This window comes from Flagellimonas chongwuensis, assembly GCF_013376415.1.
Lineage (GTDB): Bacteria > Bacteroidota > Bacteroidia > Flavobacteriales > Flavobacteriaceae > Flagellimonas > Flagellimonas chongwuensis.
In genome coordinates, this window is the sequence record NZ_WYET01000009.1 from 1 (window position 1) to 18963 (window position 18963).

General features: G+C 41.4%; 13 protein-coding genes, 2 tRNA genes and 1 pseudogene. 8 read left to right on the top strand and 8 right to left on the bottom strand.

Features of this window, described 5'->3' with window-relative positions; translation table 11 throughout:
* The 3 genes and pseudogenes from GUA46_RS16855 to GUA46_RS15000 all read left to right on the top strand — a co-directional run.
* Window positions 1-128: pseudogene (locus GUA46_RS16855) on the top strand (gluconate 2-dehydrogenase subunit 3 family protein); the annotation flags it as partial.
* A 160-nt stretch (window positions 129-288) separates the two neighbouring features.
* Window positions 289-1089, top strand: coding sequence for a helix-turn-helix transcriptional regulator (locus tag GUA46_RS14995; RefSeq protein WP_176621174.1), 801 nt, complete (start codon window positions 289-291; stop codon window positions 1087-1089).
* Window positions 1090-1149: 60 nt separating this feature from the next.
* Window positions 1150-2463, top strand: a complete 1314-nt coding sequence (locus GUA46_RS15000) for a serine hydrolase domain-containing protein (RefSeq protein WP_176621175.1) — start codon at window positions 1150-1152, stop codon at window positions 2461-2463.
* 6 nt (window positions 2464-2469) lie between these two features.
* On the opposite strand, the gene GUA46_RS15005 is transcribed toward GUA46_RS15000, so the two are convergent.
* The 5 genes from GUA46_RS15005 to GUA46_RS15025 form a co-directional block, all read right to left on the bottom strand.
* Window positions 2470-3372: a YihY/virulence factor BrkB family protein gene (locus tag GUA46_RS15005; protein WP_176621176.1), complete on the bottom strand. Its 903-nt coding sequence runs from the start codon at window positions 3370-3372 to the stop codon at window positions 2470-2472.
* Between the two features lie 139 nt (window positions 3373-3511).
* Window positions 3512-3596 (bottom strand) — tRNA-Leu (locus GUA46_RS15010).
* A gap of 43 nt (window positions 3597-3639) precedes the next feature.
* Window positions 3640-3712, bottom strand: a tRNA-Gly gene (locus tag GUA46_RS15015).
* A gap of 150 nt (window positions 3713-3862) precedes the next feature.
* Window positions 3863-4606, bottom strand: coding sequence for a LytR/AlgR family response regulator transcription factor (locus GUA46_RS15020; protein ID WP_176621177.1), 744 nt, complete (start codon window positions 4604-4606; stop codon window positions 3863-3865).
* The gene (locus GUA46_RS15025; RefSeq protein ID WP_176621178.1) at window positions 4591-5670 is read right to left on the bottom strand and encodes a sensor histidine kinase; all 1080 of its coding nucleotides are present in this window, start codon (window positions 5668-5670) and stop codon (window positions 4591-4593) included. The genes GUA46_RS15020 and GUA46_RS15025 overlap by 16 nt, the downstream gene beginning before the upstream one ends.
* Before the next feature lie 217 nt (window positions 5671-5887).
* On the opposite strand from GUA46_RS15025, the gene GUA46_RS15030 reads away from it, so the two are divergent.
* Window positions 5888-8341, top strand: coding sequence for a TonB-dependent receptor (locus GUA46_RS15030; protein WP_176621179.1), 2454 nt, complete (start codon window positions 5888-5890; stop codon window positions 8339-8341).
* On the opposite strand, the gene mutS is transcribed toward GUA46_RS15030, so the two are convergent.
* Window positions 8338-10920, bottom strand: a complete 2583-nt coding sequence (gene mutS, locus GUA46_RS15035; protein ID WP_176621295.1) for a DNA mismatch repair protein MutS — start codon at window positions 10918-10920, stop codon at window positions 8338-8340. The genes GUA46_RS15030 and mutS overlap by 4 nt on opposite strands.
* 147 nt (window positions 10921-11067) lie before the next feature.
* Between mutS and GUA46_RS15040 the strand changes: the two genes are divergently transcribed.
* Window positions 11068-11607 (top strand): RNA methyltransferase, encoded by a 540-nt coding sequence (locus GUA46_RS15040; protein ID WP_176621180.1) that lies wholly within the window; start codon window positions 11068-11070, stop codon window positions 11605-11607.
* A gap of 115 nt (window positions 11608-11722) precedes the next feature.
* On the opposite strand, the gene folK is transcribed toward GUA46_RS15040, so the two are convergent.
* Window positions 11723-12865: a 2-amino-4-hydroxy-6-hydroxymethyldihydropteridine diphosphokinase gene (gene folK, locus GUA46_RS15045; RefSeq protein ID WP_176621181.1), complete on the bottom strand. Its 1143-nt coding sequence runs from the start codon at window positions 12863-12865 to the stop codon at window positions 11723-11725.
* 69 nt (window positions 12866-12934) lie between these two features.
* On the opposite strand from folK, the gene sppA reads away from it, so the two are divergent.
* The 3 genes from sppA to GUA46_RS15060 are packed head-to-tail and all read left to right on the top strand — an operon-like array spanning window position 12935 to window position 18164.
* Window positions 12935-14695, top strand: a complete 1761-nt coding sequence (sppA, locus tag GUA46_RS15050) for a signal peptide peptidase SppA (protein ID WP_176621182.1) — start codon at window positions 12935-12937, stop codon at window positions 14693-14695.
* A 20-nt stretch (window positions 14696-14715) separates the two neighbouring features.
* The gene (locus GUA46_RS15055) at window positions 14716-15423 is read left to right on the top strand and encodes a queuosine precursor transporter (RefSeq protein WP_176621183.1); all 708 of its coding nucleotides are present in this window, start codon (window positions 14716-14718) and stop codon (window positions 15421-15423) included.
* A 35-nt stretch (window positions 15424-15458) separates the two neighbouring features.
* Window positions 15459-18164: an AsmA-like C-terminal region-containing protein gene (locus GUA46_RS15060; protein ID WP_176621184.1), complete on the top strand. Its 2706-nt coding sequence runs from the start codon at window positions 15459-15461 to the stop codon at window positions 18162-18164.
* 33 nt (window positions 18165-18197) lie between these two features.
* Here the strand turns inward: GUA46_RS15060 and GUA46_RS15065 are convergent, their stop codons facing one another.
* On the bottom strand, window positions 18198-18962 hold the full coding sequence (locus GUA46_RS15065; protein WP_176621185.1) for a DUF6090 family protein: 765 nt from the start codon (window positions 18960-18962) through the stop codon (window positions 18198-18200).
* Window position 18963 lies beyond the last annotated feature (1 nt).

The following is an 18963-nucleotide window of genomic DNA, read 5'->3' on the forward strand; positions in this document are numbered from 1 at the left end:
GGGTGCCACAGGACGTCCTTGACCAGCACGGGGTGGCCTACGACGAGGAATGGCTGGCCAAGTGCGTGGACCAGAGCAAGCGGGGCGTCATCGCAGAATGGGACGAAGACGGTAATTTGTTGACCTAGAAAAAAAATCGCTTCATGAAATTTGGAAAGCCCGCATCGCATTCAAGATGTGGGCTTTTTAATGGATAGAATCATCAGAACCTTTTTTGAATTGATTTGTGTTTGTCCGATTATTGTTCAACGCAATTATTATCTTAAAATGTTTTAAATATCAATATAAATGAACGTAGTCAGCTATAGTCCCCAAAAACCTTTCGATTCATTTTTTAGGGAATGCTACTACATTCATATAAACAAGGAAAAGGCAAATCGCCGCATTCCAGTTATCGATGATTGCTGTTATGATTTTGTGTTTTTTAAAGAGGCCAAAGGTGTTTTTTATTTTGGTGTCGAGCATGATTCCGTTCCCATACGAAGCAAAGTATTCACTATTCATGATGTTACGCCGCCATACCGGGTTGAGGCAGCCGAATCGTTGACTTTTTTCACCATCAAATTACAGCCATGGACCAACGCTTATTTCTTTTCAATATTAAAAGAATCCGGTGTGGTCGATATAAGTGATTTCAATACGAATCTGATTTCGTTCCATGAACAAATTTTCAGAACACATGAAGTAGAAGAAAAATTCACTTTGGCGGATAAATTCATGACCCAAACTATGCCGGAACTAACATCCACTATGGTTTTGGTTCGTGATCTTTGTGAATATATCTATGCTGAGCAGGGCAAGGTGACGGTGAATGAATTAAGTCATCAATTTGAGCGGTCTAGACAATACTTGGGAAAGATTTTCAAAAAGGAGGTATTGTACAGCCTGAAGCAGTTTATCATAACAGTTCGTATTTTGGATTTGGTTAAGTTCAAGCAGAGAACCCCGGATATTTCACTCACTGAGCTTAGCTACGACTATGGTTATTTTGATCAACCTCATTTTATCAATGACTTCAAAAAGGTCTGCGGGATTGCACCTCAAAAGTTTTTCAATAACCTACCTGAGTTTTTAATGCGACATCAATAGGTTTCCATTTTTACAATTAAATTACAGTGAGGTGTAGGTTCTTTGCATAAAAAGTAGACCATGAGGTATTTTTTAGTCATTTTCGGAGTGCTGGCGTTGGCATCTTGCAAGCAAAAACCGGAGAAAGGGGAAGTGTTGCTCTCGCCTAAATTGGAGCGGGTTCGCGATTCGGTGGACACCTATTTTACCAAATTAACGGAACTGGACCGCTTCAATGGTGTACTGCTGGTATTTAAAAATGATACGCTTTTACTGGACAAGGCCTATAATTTGAATCAGGATGGTACCAGCTCAACCTATGTAGCTACCGATTACCAGTTTGATATTCATTCCATAGCCAAGTTAATGACCCACTATCTACTGGTGAAATTAGAGTTGGATGGGAAATTATCCATGGATCAAACCTTGGACGCCTATTTTGATGATTTTCCCAGAGGCAACGAAATTACTTTGAAAATGCTCTTGGAACACAGTTCGGGTTTGCCTCGGGAATTAATAGGTTTTGAGGGAGAGGAATATCTACTGACATCGGATGAAATACTGGAATTGTCGAAAGAACAAAAACTATTGTTTCAACCTGGAACGGATGTGCAATATTCTAATGTTGGGTATGAAATATTGTACTGTATTGTGTCTAAAATATATGGAAAATCATTTTCTCAATGTGTGGTCGATGAAATTTTTGAACCGTTGGGGATGGATTCGAGTGGGGCGCATTTCTTTGTAAGTAAAAATCGTGTGGAGCGGATGGCGCAAAACCACATTTTAAAGGATGGTGCCGTAACGCACATTGATAATATCCAAAAAGATGAATTCCGAAATGCGCGATTTTTTTCAGCGGCCGAAGACCTTAAAAAGTTTATGGACCATATCAAGCAAGAGCCCTATGCATCATCTATAATGAATAAAAATGGAATCATTGCAAAAGATGGAGGTTCCAAGGGTATCCGGGCACAAGTGTATAGCGACCTCAAAAATCATTTCGATTTTGTGCTTTTGGCCAATTATGATGAAATGCCATTTTTTGATACCATTGATGATATGGTCAAATTGATGAAATCAGAACCTGTGGATTACCCGAAAGAAATTAACAGAGTTGCTATTCAGGTTGATGAAGAAGTGCTCCAAGAATACGCAGGAGCTTATACTTTTGCTGATTTTGACGGGTTGGTTTTGGAGATTGAGGTCGAGGGTGACCATTTGATTGTTTTACAAGAAGATGAAAAAGTAGGAGAGTTGAAGGCGGAAAGTCCTACCGTATTTTTTGAAGATTCCAAGTCGGCCGAGTCTTTCGAGTTCATTAAAAATGAAAAGGGAACCTATGATGCATTAATGGGGTGGAAGGGTATTGTTGTTGAAGGTAAAAGGAAGTAAAAAGGACTAGCTGTCAAGTTCGCTGTAAGGAACGAATAGAATATTGTACTTTTTTGCATAAATGTAGGTGAACTGAGCTCCAAAGAATAAGATCAGACAAGAATAGGACACCCATAACAGGACCAAAACGATAGCGCCTGCAGCCCCATAAGTGGAGCCAGGGTTTGCTTCTCCAAAGTAGAGACCTAGCAGAAACTTGCCAATCACAAATAAAATGGCTGTAATAAAGGCCCCGAACCAAACTGCTCTCCATTTGATCTTGGCATCGGGCAAAAATTTGAACATAAGAGCAAACATTACGGTGATTATACCTAAAGATGACATGATGTCCACCACGTAGGCGAGGTATACGGCAGCTTCCGAAATAAAACTTTTAAGATAATCATTAAGGGCCGTAATGGCCGCCGTTATGATGAAACTGATCAGTAATAAAAATCCGATCACCAGAATAAAGGCAAAGCTCTTGGCTCGCTCCGAAACCAATTTCCAAAAGTTGAATCCAGGAGAGCCTGAAATACGCCATATTTCGTTCAGGGATATTTTTAGCTGGTAAAAAACTCCAGTGGCACCAAACAGTAAGGTCGCGATACCGATAATGGTCGAGATTAAATTTTTGTCCTTGTTCTGCGTGTCCTCAATAATTCCCTGAATCGTTTGAGCGGCATTGGGCCCAAGTGCAATCGAAAACTCGTTGGTCAACCGCCCTTGAACGATATCTACCCCCCAGATAGACCCAACTACATTAATTATGATGACTAGCAGGGCAGGGAGCGACAGGACCGCATAATAGGCAACCACAGCGCTCAATCGCCATGGATTCGCTTTGTTCCAAGCATTAAAGGTGTCCGCAAAAAGATGAGGGAAATCCTTCAACTTAAACCGGTTGGCGTATGTGTATCCTTCTTTCAAACGATAAAATTAGATGGGTGCAAAAGCTTTAAGAAATGAATTTAATCGTTCTTAGGACCAAGAATTGCTCGAAAAGCATTAATTGTTGACCGGATAGAAACAAAAAACCCTGCAAAAAATAGATTTGCAGGGTTTAAAGTACTCGAGGCGGGACTTGAACCCGCACGGGCAAAAAGCCCACAGGATTTTAAGTCCGGCGTGTCTACCAATTCCACCACTCGAGCAGGACTTAAACAAAAAAACGCTGCAAGCAGCGTTTTTTATTCGAGCGAAAAACGGGATTCGAACCCGCGACCTCCACCTTGGCAAGGTGATGCTCTACCAACTGAGCTATTTTCGCATTTTAAAGAACTTGGCACTTTTTCCAAGCGCGGATGCAAATTTAATATATTTCTTTAAAAAGGAAAGCGTTTTGAATAAAAATATAAGTGGTATGGAATTGTTAATTTTTTTCCGCTAAAAATCATTCTGTTATCCCTTCAATACAGGTTTAGGAATCTTTTCGCTTTAGCACCTTGTCCTTGAGGACTTTGTCCTGCACGTATTTCGCATAATTTCGACTCACGGGTATTTTATGTCCTTCCTCCAATATAATTTCATGGTTTTCAAGGCTGCGGATTTTTGAAACAGGTACTATAAATGACTTGTGCACACGTACAAACTCCTCGGTGTCCAGATTCTCTTCAATAGTCTTTAATGGCATTAAGCTTAAGTGCTTTTCAGAAGAGGTCTGGATGAGAATGTAGTTCTCCATCGCTTTAACAAACAATATCTCGGAGGTGTATATTTTTTGATAGCGACCATCACATTTTATAAAAAAATGGTCTAGATCGGCAGCTTCCTCCATTGATTCCCTGTCGCCGGACTTGAGGTTATGGTACCTGCCTGCCTTGGCAATGGCCTTATAAAATCGATTGAAGGTAATCGGTTTCAATAAATAGTCGATCACATCAAAATGAAATCCGTCGACCGCATAATTTGGAAAGGCAGTAGTTATAATGACCATGGGTAAATTGGAACGGACCTTTAAAAAGTCCAGACCGGTTAAAAAAGGCATTTGAATATCCAAAAAAATAAGATCCACTGAATGCTCTCCCAGTATCAGGTCCAGTTCCAAGGCATTCTCTACCGTGCATATGAGTTCCAATTGATCAACTACCTTGATGTAGTCCCCGATCACCTCCCTGGCAAGAGGCTCATCGTCCACTATGATGCAACTTAACTTTTTTGCCATTCCAGTTCTAATTTTATCGAAAATCTATCTTTTTGGTTTTCAATGACCAGCGAATGTGACTCAGGATATAGCAAATCCAGTCTTCTGGCAACATTTTTGAGCCCTATACCGTTCGATGCTCCGCTATCATCAAGAATTTCATTGAAACCTTTGCTGTTTTCAATATACAATTTCAGGATTTTATCATCCACTTGAAGCGACATATGGATAAAATGTCGTTTTCCTTTTCCTTTTGAGATATGTTTGAAGGCATTTTCAATAAATGGAATCAAAATAAACGGGGCTATTTTTTTACCTTCCCTACTCAGGTTCAAAATATCGAACTGCATCTCGGTACTTTCAGAATCCAATCGAAGCTTTTCGAGGTCGATAAAGTTTTCAATAAAATGAAGCTCTTTGTCAAGATCGATTTTTTCATCGTTGCATTCGTACAATTGAAAGCGGAGCATGTCCGAGAAATTGGCAAGAGATTCTGATGCGAGGTCAGGGTTTTTATGTATCAGCGCAAAGATGGAGTTGATCGTATTGAACAAGAAGTGGGGGTTGATCTGAGATTTCAAATACTTCAGTTCGGTTTCCAGGTTTTGCTTTTCCAGACTGAGTTTTCGCTTTTCGGCCTCAAGCCAATTCTTTCCAAGTTTTATGCTCATCCCCAGGGTCATGCATGCAACCGTGGAGGGCAAGGCCCATACAAAATATATGGTCGCAAACTGATTTGGATAAACACCGAATAGTTCGAACAAGGATTTTCCCGATAGATAGGCCGTTAAAAAATACCCGCTTGTAATAAATGCATTGGAGATCAATATAGTGGCCAGTACGGAAAGGACATACCTAAAATATTTTCCCACATACAAAAGCTTGGGAATCAGGTAATATAGGTTGAAATACACCCCGATTACCTGAAATACGACGTAAAAATAGAATTTAAGGGTGGTATCGCTGTGGAGCAAATAGTCGGTTACCTCCGAAATACTTCCCACATTGATCGTGAGCCAAACCAAATGATAGCAGAGCCAAAACGGAATATGGTAGAGCTTGCTCCGTAGTATAAATTTTTTCAAGCGGCTAAGGTCCATGCGCAAAGACTAAAACATACAAGTTAGCTTTTTTGATAATTCATCCGTAGCGAATTGACATATGGCGCTAAATAATTGACGAAATGCATTTTAAGGCTTTGTCTTTCCAATCATGTCATTGGTCAATAGCTTTAGGGCTTAAGTCAATATGATTGGGCAAATAAAATGGCAGGGATTTCATTTGGGTCAAATTTGATTCAAAATGGAAAAAGACAGGACAATGCCACTTGTGATAATTGCCATCTACCTAGTGTTGGGATTCATTAAAGTCTACGGTCAGGTGTACGGTAGGGTGGTCGATACCCAAAATAGCCCCGTTCCCTTTGCCAACGTATTACTCCTAAGAGCCTCCGACGGTACCTTGGTGACGGGGACAATTACGGAGGAAGATGGTGGGTTTTTGGTAGATCATGACAATCCGGGCCTTTATATGGCCAGAGTTGTGAATTTAGGCTATTCCGACTACGAAACCGAAACCTTTGCTTTGGAATCTTCTTCCGTTTTGATGGATCTTGGTATTTTGGTGCTAGAGGAATCCATCAGCCAGCTGGATGAAGTGGTTTTGGAAGCCAAAAGAAATTGGGTGCAGAACACACCAGAAGGTCGGGTAATCAATGTCCAAAGCAGTATTTTGACAAAGGGCAGCAATGCACTTCAACTATTGGAAAGATTGCCCGGGGTTATTTTGGACCATAGGGACAATCAGTTTTCCCTGAACGGGCAAAGCGGGGTCACCGTATTGATGAACGGTAGAAGGGTGACCATGCCGATGGAGGATGTGATGTCACTTTTGGAAAGCACACTGGCTGATAATATTGAAAAGGTAGAACTTTTGACTTCGCCATCGGCCCAATATGATGCAGATGGGGGAGCGGGAATCATCAACATCGTATTTAAAAAAGGGCTGGACCAAGGTAGCCAATGGAACTTTAGCGGGAGTTTGGGATATGGCTATTGGGAAAAATCAAGTTCTTCCCTAAACTATTCGTATGGCAAGGAAACGCTTCGCCTAAATGCGGGCTATTCATGGTTCCACGACCATGGAAAAAATGGGTTCGAGGGTTCGGGTTCAAGTTTTCAACCCATTTTGGGAGCTCCCAGCCAAGCTGTATTTTCCACCTATTTTAACAATAACAACAATACGCACAATATCAATTTTGGCCTGGGATATCAGCTTTCGACCAACGTTGAGATTGGGGGTGAATTTATTTGGAATTTAGCCAATAATCTTTCAATTTCCGATGTGAACAATCAAAGATATATTGAGGGACAGGATTTTTTCAGGTCTCATTTGGTAACACGCGGAACTTCCGATAAGTCCAATGTTATCGCTTCGTTATATCTGAAAACAGACGTATCGGAACGTTCGGATTTTATGGTGGATATAAGCTACCTAGACTTCAAAAATGATAACCCGGCCACCACAGTAAGCCAATATTTTAACGAGGCTGGTGAAATGTTTCAGCCTGAAAATGAAATTTTTACGGACGGGAATCGTGGTTTTAGTGAATCTGCCATTCATCTAGGGGTGCTAAAATTGGATTATACCCATGAGTTCAATAAAAAAGTGGATGTAGGGTTTGGATTCAAGGGGAGTTATGCCAACAATTCCAACAACAGTAAAGTGGAAACCAACGTAGATGGATTTTGGGAGGTGGACCCACGGTCACAAAGCGTGATTTCGAGTACTGAAATGTTATGGGCATTGTATGGGCAGTTCAACATGGGGATTGGAGAAAACTCAAAATTGAGAACAGGGGTCAGGTACGAGGATTGGAAACGAACCCTTTCCAGTGCAGAGGATGATTTTTCCATACATCAATTCTTTCCGTCCGTAACCTATCAATATCAACTTTCCGAAAATGATCAACTGAACCTAAACTACAACCGACGAATAAGCAGACCGTCCTATTCCGATTTGGTGACAAGTCTATATTACAATGATCCGACCGCAATTTTTACAGGGAATCCTTTATTGCGTCCCGGCATCACTAATTCCTTACAGATGGAATATGCCAGGAACGGGTTCTTGGCAGGAATTTCGCTGCAAAAGGAAATCGACCCGATAATTCGATATCAGCTTACAACAACACCTCAAAACGATATTCTTGTGGTCTCTCCTCAAAATGCAGACTATCAAAAAAGCATCGGACTGTATTTGAACATTCCATGGCAATGGTCGGCATGGGGAAAACTTAATGTTTCCTCCACTTCGGCCATTCGTGATTATAGGATTTCTTACAGTCCCGACCCTGCGGAAAAAACCTATTTTTATCAAAGCCTAAACTTTAATCAAACTGTTTCGTTGCCTTGGGGAATGGATATGGAATTTTCCGGGTGGTATAATTTTGACCACTATAACGGAACCAACTTTACCAAAGGTTTTGGTGTTTTGAATTTTGGACTTTCCAAAGCATTTAAAAATAATTGGGGAACATTGCAGTTCAGTATCTCCGATGTGTTCAAGTCAATGAAGATTGATAGCCATCTCAGTGGTATGACCCCTATTGTTTTTGATATTGATACCCATTCCACCTACAGGGACGAATCGGCATTTACACGAATATTTCGCATTACGTATTCCAGAAGCTTTGGAAGAGCATCCGGCAAAAAATCCCGTGATCTGGAAAAAGAAGAGTTTAACCGTATCAATTAGGAGGATGCTTTCTTCTTTTTACCGAGTAGCCTTTTGATTTCGTTCAACTTCATCAAAGCTTCCACAGGTGTAAGCGTATCAATGTCCAAGTGTAAAATTTCCTCCTTGATCTCTTCCAGTAAGGGGTCGTCCAAATTGAAAAAACTTAACTGCATTTCGTTTTGGGAGGCCTGTAATTTATCGCTCACCTCTTCACTTGAGTGGGATTTTTCCAGTTTTTTCAGAATTTTGTTCGCTTTTTGAATTACCTGTTGCGGCATTCCGGCCATTTTGGCCACATGGATTCCAAAACTGTGCTCGCTGCCACCGGGAACCAATTTCCGCAAGAAAAGCACATTATCTTCCAGTTCTTTTATGGAAACGTTGAAGTTTTTAATGCGCGTGAACGTATTGGTCATGTCGTTGAGCTCGTGGTAGTGTGTGGCAAACAATGTCTTTGCCTTGGCCGGGTGCTCATGTAAATATTCGGAAATGGCCCAAGCAATTGAAATTCCATCATAAGTGCTTGTGCCACGGCCAATTTCATCAAGTAACACCAAACTGCGTTCCGAAAGATTGTTCAAAATGGAAGCTGTCTCGTTCATCTCCACCATAAAGGTCGATTCGCCCATCGAAATGTTGTCGCTGGCTCCGACCCGAGTAAATATTTTATCCACCACACCCAAATGGGCCTCTGTGGCAGGGACAAAACTTCCCATTTGCGCCAACAGAACAATCAATGCTGTTTGTCGTAAAAGGGCCGACTTACCACTCATGTTGGGTCCCGTAATCATAATGATCTGTTGCTCCTCACGGTTAAGGCAAACATCATTGGTTACATATGTATCACCAATAGGCAGTTGTTTTTCGATAACGGGGTGACGCCCTTCTTTAATGTCGACGTCCGTTGAGTTATTCATTACGGGCTCAACGTAATTGTTCTCCTTCGCCAATTGCGCAAATCCACAAAGACAGTCCAATTGTGCAATTAAGTGCGCATTGAGCTGTACGGGAGAAATATATTCCTGCATCCAGACGAGCAATTGCTCAAACAGCTGTTGCTCCAATTGAAAAATGCGTTCCTCGGCACCCAAAATCTTGGATTCATATTCTTTTAATTCCTCCGTGATGTAGCGTTCGGCATTCACCAAGGTCTGTTTGCGTATCCAAGTTTCGGGAACTTTATCCTTGTGTGTATTGCGGACCTCGATATAGTATCCAAACACGTTGTTGGACGCGATTTTTAATGAGTTAATGCCGGTTTCCTTGGTTTCGCGTTCCAGCATCTTGTCCAAATAATCCTTGCCGGAAAATGCCAATCCTCGGAGCTCATCCAGTTCCTCGGAATAGCCCTCGGCAATGGTGTTGCCTTTGGCAATGTTCACGGGAGCTTCCTCATTGAGGACTTCTTTGATTTTGGAGCGGAGCGAATCACAATCGTTCAAGCGCTCGCCAATATTTTTTAGGGAATCATTGGAGCTGTTTTGGGCCAACTTTTTGATAGGAACAACGGCCTCCAAAGAGTTTTTAAGTTGAACTACTTCTTTGGGGTTGATTTTACCCGTGGCCAATTTGGAAATCAATCGTTCCAAATCCCCCATCTGTTTGATATGTCCCTGAATTTTGTTCAGTTGTGCGTCCTCATCTTTTAAATAAGAGACAACCTGATGCCTTTGTTGGATTTTTTCCACATTTTTCAGGGGAAGTGCCAGCCATCTCTTCAGTAACCGTCCGCCCATCGGGGAAATGGTCTTATCGATGATGTCCAACAAGGTTACCGCATTCTGGTGCGAGGAATGATAAAGCTCCAGGTTTCTGATGGTAAAACGGTCCATCCAAACATATTCCTCCTCGGCAATGCGCTGTATTTTATTGATGTGCTGCAATCGGCTGTGCTGTGTTTCGGACAGATAGTGCAGAACAGCACCCGAAGCAATTATGCCGTGGTTGAGATGGTCTATGCCGAATCCTTTCAGGGTTTTTGTCCCAAAATGATTGTTCATGCTCTCTTGGGCATAGTCTTCCTGAAAAATCCAATCCTCCAAAAAGAAACTATGGAATTGGTTGCCGAAGCATTCCACAAAATCTTTTCTATGGCTTTTAGATACCAGGACCTCGTTTGGCGAAAAATTCTGGAGCAACTTGTCCACTTGTTCCACCGAACCTTCGGAGGTCAAGTATTCTCCGGTAGAGATATCCAAAAATGAGACCCCTAATTTGTTGCGTCCAAAATGTACGGCACATAAAAAGTTGTTGCTCTTGGCGGAAAGAATATCATCGTTTAGGGCTACCCCGGGAGTTACCAGCTCGGTGACCCCACGTTTTACAATGCTTTTGGTCTGTTTGGGGTCTTCCAACTGGTCGCAAATGGCAACACGTTGTCCTGCCTTTACCAATTTGGGCAAATAGGTGTTGAGCGAATGGTGCGGAAAGCCTGCCAACTCCGTCTTGTCGCCCCCGTTGTTCCTATGGGTAAGGATGATGCCCAATATTTTGGCGGCCTTTACCGCATCTTCACCAAAGGTCTCGTAAAAGTCCCCTACGCGAAAGAGTAACAATGCATCAGGGTGTTTTACCTTAATGGCATTGTATTGTTGCATCAATGGAGTTACTTTCTTAATCTTTTTCTTGGCTGCCAAAGCGATTTAATTCTTTTATTTTTGCCCAAAATTGGGATGGAAACGAATATATCGCTTTCATCATCCATCAGGAATTTTTGTTGATATTTTTACCTCAATGTTTAAAAAATGAGCCGAAAATTGGAAAATAGCGAGCTGGAACGGTTGGATGTGACCGGCTTTAAGGAGGCTGAGAAAACTCCTATCATCATCATTTTGGACAATATCCGTAGTTTGAACAATATAGGTTCCGTGTTCCGGACCGCGGATGCTTTTTTGGTTCAAAAAATATACCTCTGTGGAATCACTGCGACCCCGCCCCACAAGGACATTCGTAAAACAGCTTTGGGCGCCACCGAGAGTGTGGATTGGGAATATAGAAAGGATACCTTGGAGTTGGTCGAGGGGTTAAAGTCGGAAGGAGTGGAAATAGTGTCCGTTGAACAGGCAGAAAATGCGGTGATGTTAAACGATTATCAAGTGGATTCGGAAAAAACCGTTGCCCTAGTTTTTGGAAACGAGGTCAAAGGAGTTTCACAGGAAGTGGTTTCGGCCAGTTCTACCATTTTGGAGATTCCACAGTTTGGGACCAAGCATTCCTTGAATATATCCGTAAGTGCTGGTGTAGTGGTCTGGGATATTTGGTGTAAACAAAATGCTCAAAAATAAAAATGGCCCTGAAAAACAGGGCCGTATATAAAGTCTGAGTTAGTTAGTTTCTCTTTTAGAGGATGCTAATAAAATAAAACCATTCGTTATATCCAAACATTTTCCAAAAATTCTCTTAAATGTTTAACAAAAGTATGTTGTCTTCCAGCTTTTGTAGAATGAATTCATAATCCTCTGGATTGTTTACGAAATCCAGTTCGCCCATATCCAATATAATGCTGTTTTGACTGGGGTTACTTTTGATGAAATCCAGATAACCACGGTTGATTTTTTCCAGATAAACAGGGTCTATATTCTGTTCATAGTCTCGCCCACGTTTTTTGATATTGGCAAGCAACCGTTCGGTATTTTGATACAGATAGAGATAGATTTCGGGTTTCCTTACTTCTTTGTACATAAAATTAAAGACCTTTCGGTATAGATTGTACTCCTCATTCTGCAAGGTAACCTTGGCAAAAATCAATGATTTAAAGATGTCGTAATCGCTCACCATAAAATTCTTGAAGAGATCAAACTGCGAAGTGTCATCCATAAACTGTTGGTATCTATCCGCCAGAAAGGACATTTCTAAAGGAAATGCATAGCGTGCTTGATCTTCATAAAATTTGGGGAGAAAGGGGTTGTCCGCAAAGCGTTCCAGCACCAATTTGGCATTAAAGTCATTGGAAATCATTTTAGAGAGTGTAGTTTTCCCTGCTCCGATGTTCCCTTCAATGGCAATAAGCTGCAACTGGGAAAACAATCCCGACCTGTCTTTAAAGAGTTTGTACTTGGTTTTTGTGAGCTTGCTCTTATCTCTGCACTCCTGCAAAAGATTGCGCGTATCCTTGTAAAGCACAGGATGATAAAACTGCGGAGCAATATCGCTCAAGGGTTTTAAAACAAAGTTCCGATGCTGCATCTGAGGATGGGGGACAACTAGGTCGTCGGAGTTTATGGCTTCCGTGCCATAATATATAATGTCAATATCCAACGTTCTGGAGCTATGTCCCGATGCAGACCTAACTCTTCCGAAATCTTTTTCGATTTGCAAAAGAGCTTCAAGCAGTTCCTTGGGATTTAACGGGGTTAATAGGGAAAGGGCGATGTTTAGGAAATCATCCCCTTCAAATCCCATGGCCGGGTTTTCATAGACCGAAGAAATATCCAAGATTTTTCCCGCTTTCTCCTGAATACGGAAAATAGCTTTTTGGAGGTTCGCATAGCGATTTCCCAAATTACTGCCCAATGATAGATAAACCTTTTGTTTTATGACCATAATCGAAGAAACAAAGTAAACAAAACAATACTACATTGGTTATATTTGATGCGTATTAAATTTGACTGAATGAAGTTTTTAAGAAACCTGTTGGCCTCGATATTAGGGAGCTTGGTGGCATTTATGATCATTGTTGGGATGTTCTTCATATTTATTGCCCTTGTTGGGAGTATGGATGATGGTGTAGTGGTGAAAAGGAATAGTGTGTTGGAGCTCAGTTTTGTAGCTCCTGTTTTGGACTATACGGGTAAGGACGATAACGACCCTTTTGCTGCACTATGGGTGGAAGAACTCGGTTTGGACGAGATTCTACATTCCATAGCGGTAGCCAAGAATGATGATAATATTGAAGGAATAAGCCTGACCACCGGGTTTTTGCAGGCAGGAATATCCCAGGCCCGGGAAATACGCAAGGCCCTGATCGATTTTAAATCGAGCGGAAAATTTGTAATGGCACACTCCGATGTGTATGCTCAACGCGATTATTACCTTGCCAGCGCAGCCGATGAGGTTTACATTAACCCCGTAGGTGTTCTTGACTTTAAGGGATTGGCTACCGAAGTGCTTTTTTACAAGGGACTTCAGGAGAAAACCGGCATCAAAATGGAGGTCATCCGTCATGGAAAGTACAAAAGTGCGGTAGAGCCTTTTCTTTCCGATACCATGAGCGATGAAAACCGTACCCAGATAAAGGAATTGATTACATCGATTTGGAGTGTTATTGTGGATGATATTTCTGAATCCAGAAATATTACTCCCCAAAACCTGAATATTATTGCGGATACTCTTGGTGGAAGAACCCCCGAATATGCGGTTGCTTCAGGTTTGTTGGACGGAGCGTTACATTATGATCAATACGAAGACCTTCTCAAGGAAAAAATCGGAGTGGCCGAAGACGAAGAATTGAACTATGTTGGCCTTATGGACTATATGCGAAAGGCTAAGCTTAAAAAAATCAATAAAGGTTCCGATGATATTGCTGTAATCTATGCACAGGGCGAAATCTTGATTGGCGAAGGGGGAAAGAATTACATCGGTGAAAAACTGATAGTGGATGCGCTGCATAAGGCGATAGATAACAAAAATGTAAAAGCTATTGTACTTCGAGTGGACTCTCCGGGCGGAAGCGCACTGGTCTCGGATATTATTTGGAGGGAAATGCAATTGGCAAAAAAAGAAAAGCCATTAGTAGTTTCCTTTGGAAATGTAGCTGCATCAGGGGGTTACTATATTGGTGTGGGCGGTGATATGATTTTTGCAGAACCTACCACCATAACAGGTTCTATCGGAGTTTTTGGTACAATTCCCAACGTGCACGAATTGGCGGAGAATATGGGGGTGAACGCAGAACAGGTCGGAACCAACGAAAACTCGGTGGACTATTCCTTTTTTGAGCCGATGACCGATACTTTCCGCAATGTAATGCAAGAAAGCATCGAAGAAACTTACGATACATTTCTGGATCGCGTATCCAAAGGCCGAAACATGTCGGTTGAACGGGTCAATGAAATTGCCCAGGGCAGGGTCTGGAGCGGGGTCGATGCACATGCACTTGGTTTGGTGGATGAGCTTGGCAACTTGGAAGATGCTATAATAGCTGCAGCCGATATGGCGGGATTGGAAGAGTATGGTGTTAAAAAATACCCGCGTTACAAATCCGGTTTTGAACAATTTATGGAGAATTATGGCTCAGTAAAGACTAAAATTGGCGAATCCATCATTCAAGAGGAAATAGGCACTGAAGCTTACAAAATTTTAAAAGAGTTCAATCAGTTCACCAAACAAGAAGGGATCCAGGCAAAGATGCCTTTCAGTTTGAACATTAAGTAATCAGCCGTGTTGATCCATATATGACGCAAAAGGACAAAAAGCAAGCATTTTCTATATATCTGTACCTTGGGGCGCTGTTCATTACCTCATTGGTGGTATCCAACCTTATATTCCAAAAGTTTTTCTCTTGGAGTCCCTTTGGCGATGTTACGGTATTTGGAGCGCCACTTTTTGAACTTTCCGTGGGGATCTTGCCCTATCCCATCACTTTTTTGATTACTGATTTAGTCTCTGAGATTTATGGGCAGAGGAAGGCAAACCAAATAGTTACCGCAGGTATTTTTGCTTCGTTTTTTTCGATGGGCATTATTTTGTTGGCCAATTATTCCTCCGCCATCCTTAATTCTCCTGTGGATGACGCAACCTTTACCACCGTATTCGGATTGTCGCCATTGGGCGTATTGGCATCTATGCTTGCCTACTTGGGCGCGCAGTACATCGATATCACCATCTATCATTTTTGGAAAAGAGTGACCAACGGTAGAATGCTATGGCTCCGGAACAACTTTTCCACATTTTCTTCTCAATTCATAGATACCTTTACCGTGGTAGGGCTCTTGTGCATTTTTGGAGTCTTGCCTTGGGACAAATTTTATGGATTGTTGATTAGTGGTGTTATTTTTAAAATAATGATTGCCCTCCTCGACACCCCTTTGCTCTATTTTTTCGTATATCTAATGCGAAAAAGATTTAACTTAAAAATAGGAGAGGAAATTTCTTTGGATTGATGCTTCTCCTTTAATTTGTTGTAAAACACCGAAGTATGAAGAAAAAAGTCCTAAAGATTACTGGAATAACCCTACTTATCCTACTCGCGATCATTATTGCGGTCCCATTATTTCTTCAAGGTAAAATTGAAGAGATCATCAAAACAAAAGTCAACAACAGCTTCAATGCCACCTTGGATTTTGAGGATGCCGATTTGAGCCTTCTCAAAAGCTTTCCTTACGCCAATGTTGGATTAACCAATCTGTCGTTGGTGAACAAAGCCCCTTTTGAAGGCGACACCTTATTTGCGTCTTCCGAAATCGAACTTTCCATGTCCATAAAGGAACTGTTCAAGTCGGCAGATGAGCCAATCGTGATCAAGACCTTAAATATTGACGGAGCCAAATTGCACATCAAAGCGGACGAGGAAGGCAATGCCAATTACGATATAGCCAAAGAGTCCGAACCATCCGCTACCGCATCACCCGAGGAATCAAACAGCAATTTTACATTGAACATGGATTCGTATGCCATTACCAATTCCGAAATTATTTATGAGGATTTGGCAAGTGGTATGTTGCTGGACATTACTGAAATGAACCACTCTGGAACCGGAGATCTTTCCTTAGAAAAATGGGAATTGAAAACAATGACGGATGCCTTGGTAACCTTCGAAATGGACAGTACCCAATACTTGAACAAAAATAAAATCAATCTGGATGCCCTGATCGGTATCGACCTGAGCGAGAACAAATACACTTTTTTGGAGAACAAGGCGCTCGTGAACCAATTGCCATTGGTTTTTGACGGTTTCGTGAAGGTGAACGAGGACAATCAGGAGGTGGACATTACATTTAAAACACCATCTTCGGATTTTAAAAACTTTTTGGCGGTAATTCCCGAGGCCTATGCGGCCAATATTGAAAATGTACAGACCACAGGTAATTTTGAAGTGAACGGTGAGTTTAAAGGCGTGGTGGATGATGAGCATATTCCAACCTTTAAGATAGCCATCAACTCGGAAAATGCATCATTCAAATATCCAGATTTGCCTAAATCGGTGCGCAATGTGTACATCGATACGGAGATCAATAACGAGACTGGAATCGCCGAGGATACCTATGTCAATATCAATCGACTTTCTTTTCTGATAGATGAGGATAAGTTCAATTTGAATGCACAGATTAGGGAGTTAATGGGCAATACCAAAGTAAATGCCCATATGGACGGAAGAATCAATTTGGCCAATATTTCACAGGCCTATCCCGTACCCAACGATTTTAACCTTAAAGGAATTTTGAATGCAGATGTTACCACTGCCTTCGATATGGCTTCTTTGGAGAAAAAGCAATATCAGAATACCAAAACAACAGGTAAGGCTTCCTTGACCGGGTTTGAATATGCTTCTGAGGAACTTAAAAATCCTCTGGCAATTAGCACTGCGGCCGTAACATTTAATCCAAATACGGTGACTTTGGATTCGTTTCAAGGAAAAACGGGAAGTACAGATTTTAACGCGAAAGGAACATTGACCAATTTGCTTGGTTTTATGTTCAATGATGAAAACATCGAAGGAAAGTTTACGCTTGACTCCAACCAATTTGCCCTGAACGATTTTATGGTAGATGAGGTAGAAGGAAATGAGGGGGGAGGAACAGGTGAAGAAACGAGTTCTACCACTACGGGGGAGGAGCGAATCAAGATACCGTCATTTTTGGATTGCACCATTGAGGCATCTGCCAATACGGTGGTTTACGACAACCTTAATCTGAAAAACGTTAAAGGAACCTTGATCATCAAGGATGAAACCGCAACGGTACAGAATCTGACTTCCAATTTGTTCGGTGGTACTTTGGGACTGTCCGGCTCCGTATCCACCAAGCAGGAAGCATCGACTTTCGATATCAATCTTGGTATGGATAATTTCAATATTGGGGAATCGTTTGCAGGATTGGAATTGTTCAAGGTGCTAACACCACTTGCAACGGCGATTCAAGGAAAACTCAATTCAGATATTAAAATATCGGGTAACCTTAAAGACGATTTTACACCAAATTTGGCCACTATTTCAGGTAATTTGTTGGCGGAATTGTTGAATCCAACGGTAGATACCCAAAAAGCACCTTTGGTATCTGCACTGGACAGCAAGCTCAGCTTTTTAAATACAAAAGAAATTAATTTGGATGGCTTAAAGACTGCATTGACCTTTGATAATGGTACGGTAAAAGTGAAGCCGTTTACCTTAAATTATAAGGACATCGCCATAGATGTGAACGGCAGTCACTCTTTTGACAAGCAAATGAATTATTCGGCCACCCTGAACGTTCCTGCAAAATATTTGGGCACAGAGGTCACTAAACTGATCTCACAACTGAACGATGATAGTGTGGGTGAAGTTACAATCCCGGTCACGGCGAATATTGGAGGCAATTTCACCAATCCGTCAGTAAGTACCGACCTTACTTCGGGAGTGAAAACATTGACATCCAAATTGGTGGAGATGCAAAAGCAGAAGTTGGTCAATCAAGGCAAGGACAAGGTGAAAGATTTGCTGTCCGATGCATTTAAAAAAGATGGGGCCGATACTACCAAAAGCAAATCTGACGGAGTTAAAGAGGCTATTGGAAACATTCTGGGTGGTAAAAAGGATACTACGGCAACCGATAGTACAAAAGCGAAAAAGCAAGAGGACGTTAAAGATGCCGCCAAATCCATTTTGGGCGGACTGCTCAAGAAAAAGAAGAAAGATACCATAAACTAAGAATAAAAAAGGGCGATCATTGATCGCCCTTTTTTATTTCTTCAATTCTTTATTGATGTTTTCCAAAATGGTTTCAAGACTTGCCATTAGCGGATTGTAGTGGTCTATTTCGGTGGATTGGCTTGTGATAATGAATAACAGGATGTTGTTTTCAAAAGCAACGGATTCCAATGCGCCTAAGTTGCTGACTGGGTTTTTGCTAAGGGGAATGCCTAATTTTTCCGACATGCCCGTATGATCCAGCAGTGTGTGGATGCTATAACCTTCATCCCTAAAAACATTTACGGTATTGTTCCGTTCTTCACCTAGCATTTTTTCCTGATTGGTTATATCATCAATAGTAGATATCCAATTGGTGAGCCGAATTCGTAAGGTGTCATTGGAAATATCCTTTAAACTACCGGAGTTGATCATTTCATTCAGCAACGAGTTGTTCGGGTTGAAAAAAATATCGTTGGTGAAAGCATCGGAAAGTAAATTTGAAAAAGTTTCTTCTGTAGCTACTGTTCCATCTTCCATCAGCAAAACAATTTTTTGTGCAGCTTTATAGCTTTTCCGGTTGACTTTGATGAGCTCTTCCAGCTTAATTTTACTGATGTCAAATTCTTCTTTTAAGCCTTTAAGGTAAACCTGCTCCTTTTCCCGTTTTATGCGATTGTCGTTTGCATTGTCTATGGCCAATGCAATCAAGATGCCGATAACCACCAAAACAATTTCACCGATGGCGTACAGAAGATAATTTCCGACCTTTTTTTCGGCAATCAATTGCTTTCTGATTTTTCTGAAAAATTTGAGCATG

Excerpts from the sequence above, each read along its gene's own strand:
- GUA46_RS14995 (WP_176621174.1), top strand. The coding sequence starts at position 289 with ATGAACGTAGTCAGCTATAGTCCCCAAAAACCTTTCGATTCATTTTTT.
- GUA46_RS15000 (WP_176621175.1), top strand. The coding sequence starts at position 1,150 with ATGAGGTATTTTTTAGTCATTTTCGGAGTGCTGGCGTTGGCATCTTGC.
- GUA46_RS15020 (WP_176621177.1), bottom strand. The coding sequence starts at position 4,606 with ATGGCAAAAAAGTTAAGTTGCATCATAGTGGACGATGAGCCTCTTGCC.
- GUA46_RS15030 (WP_176621179.1), top strand. The coding sequence starts at position 5,888 with ATGGAAAAAGACAGGACAATGCCACTTGTGATAATTGCCATCTACCTA.
- mutS (WP_176621295.1), bottom strand. The coding sequence starts at position 10,920 with ATGCAACAATACAATGCCATTAAGGTAAAACACCCTGATGCATTGTTA.
- GUA46_RS15040 (WP_176621180.1), top strand. The coding sequence starts at position 11,068 with ATGAGCCGAAAATTGGAAAATAGCGAGCTGGAACGGTTGGATGTGACC.
- folK (WP_176621181.1), bottom strand. The coding sequence starts at position 12,865 with ATGGTCATAAAACAAAAGGTTTATCTATCATTGGGCAGTAATTTGGGA.
- sppA (WP_176621182.1), top strand. The coding sequence starts at position 12,935 with ATGAAGTTTTTAAGAAACCTGTTGGCCTCGATATTAGGGAGCTTGGTG.
- GUA46_RS15055 (WP_176621183.1), top strand. The coding sequence starts at position 14,716 with ATGACGCAAAAGGACAAAAAGCAAGCATTTTCTATATATCTGTACCTT.
- GUA46_RS15060 (WP_176621184.1), top strand. The coding sequence starts at position 15,459 with ATGAAGAAAAAAGTCCTAAAGATTACTGGAATAACCCTACTTATCCTA.
- GUA46_RS15065 (WP_176621185.1), bottom strand. The coding sequence starts at position 18,962 with ATGCTCAAATTTTTCAGAAAAATCAGAAAGCAATTGATTGCCGAAAAA.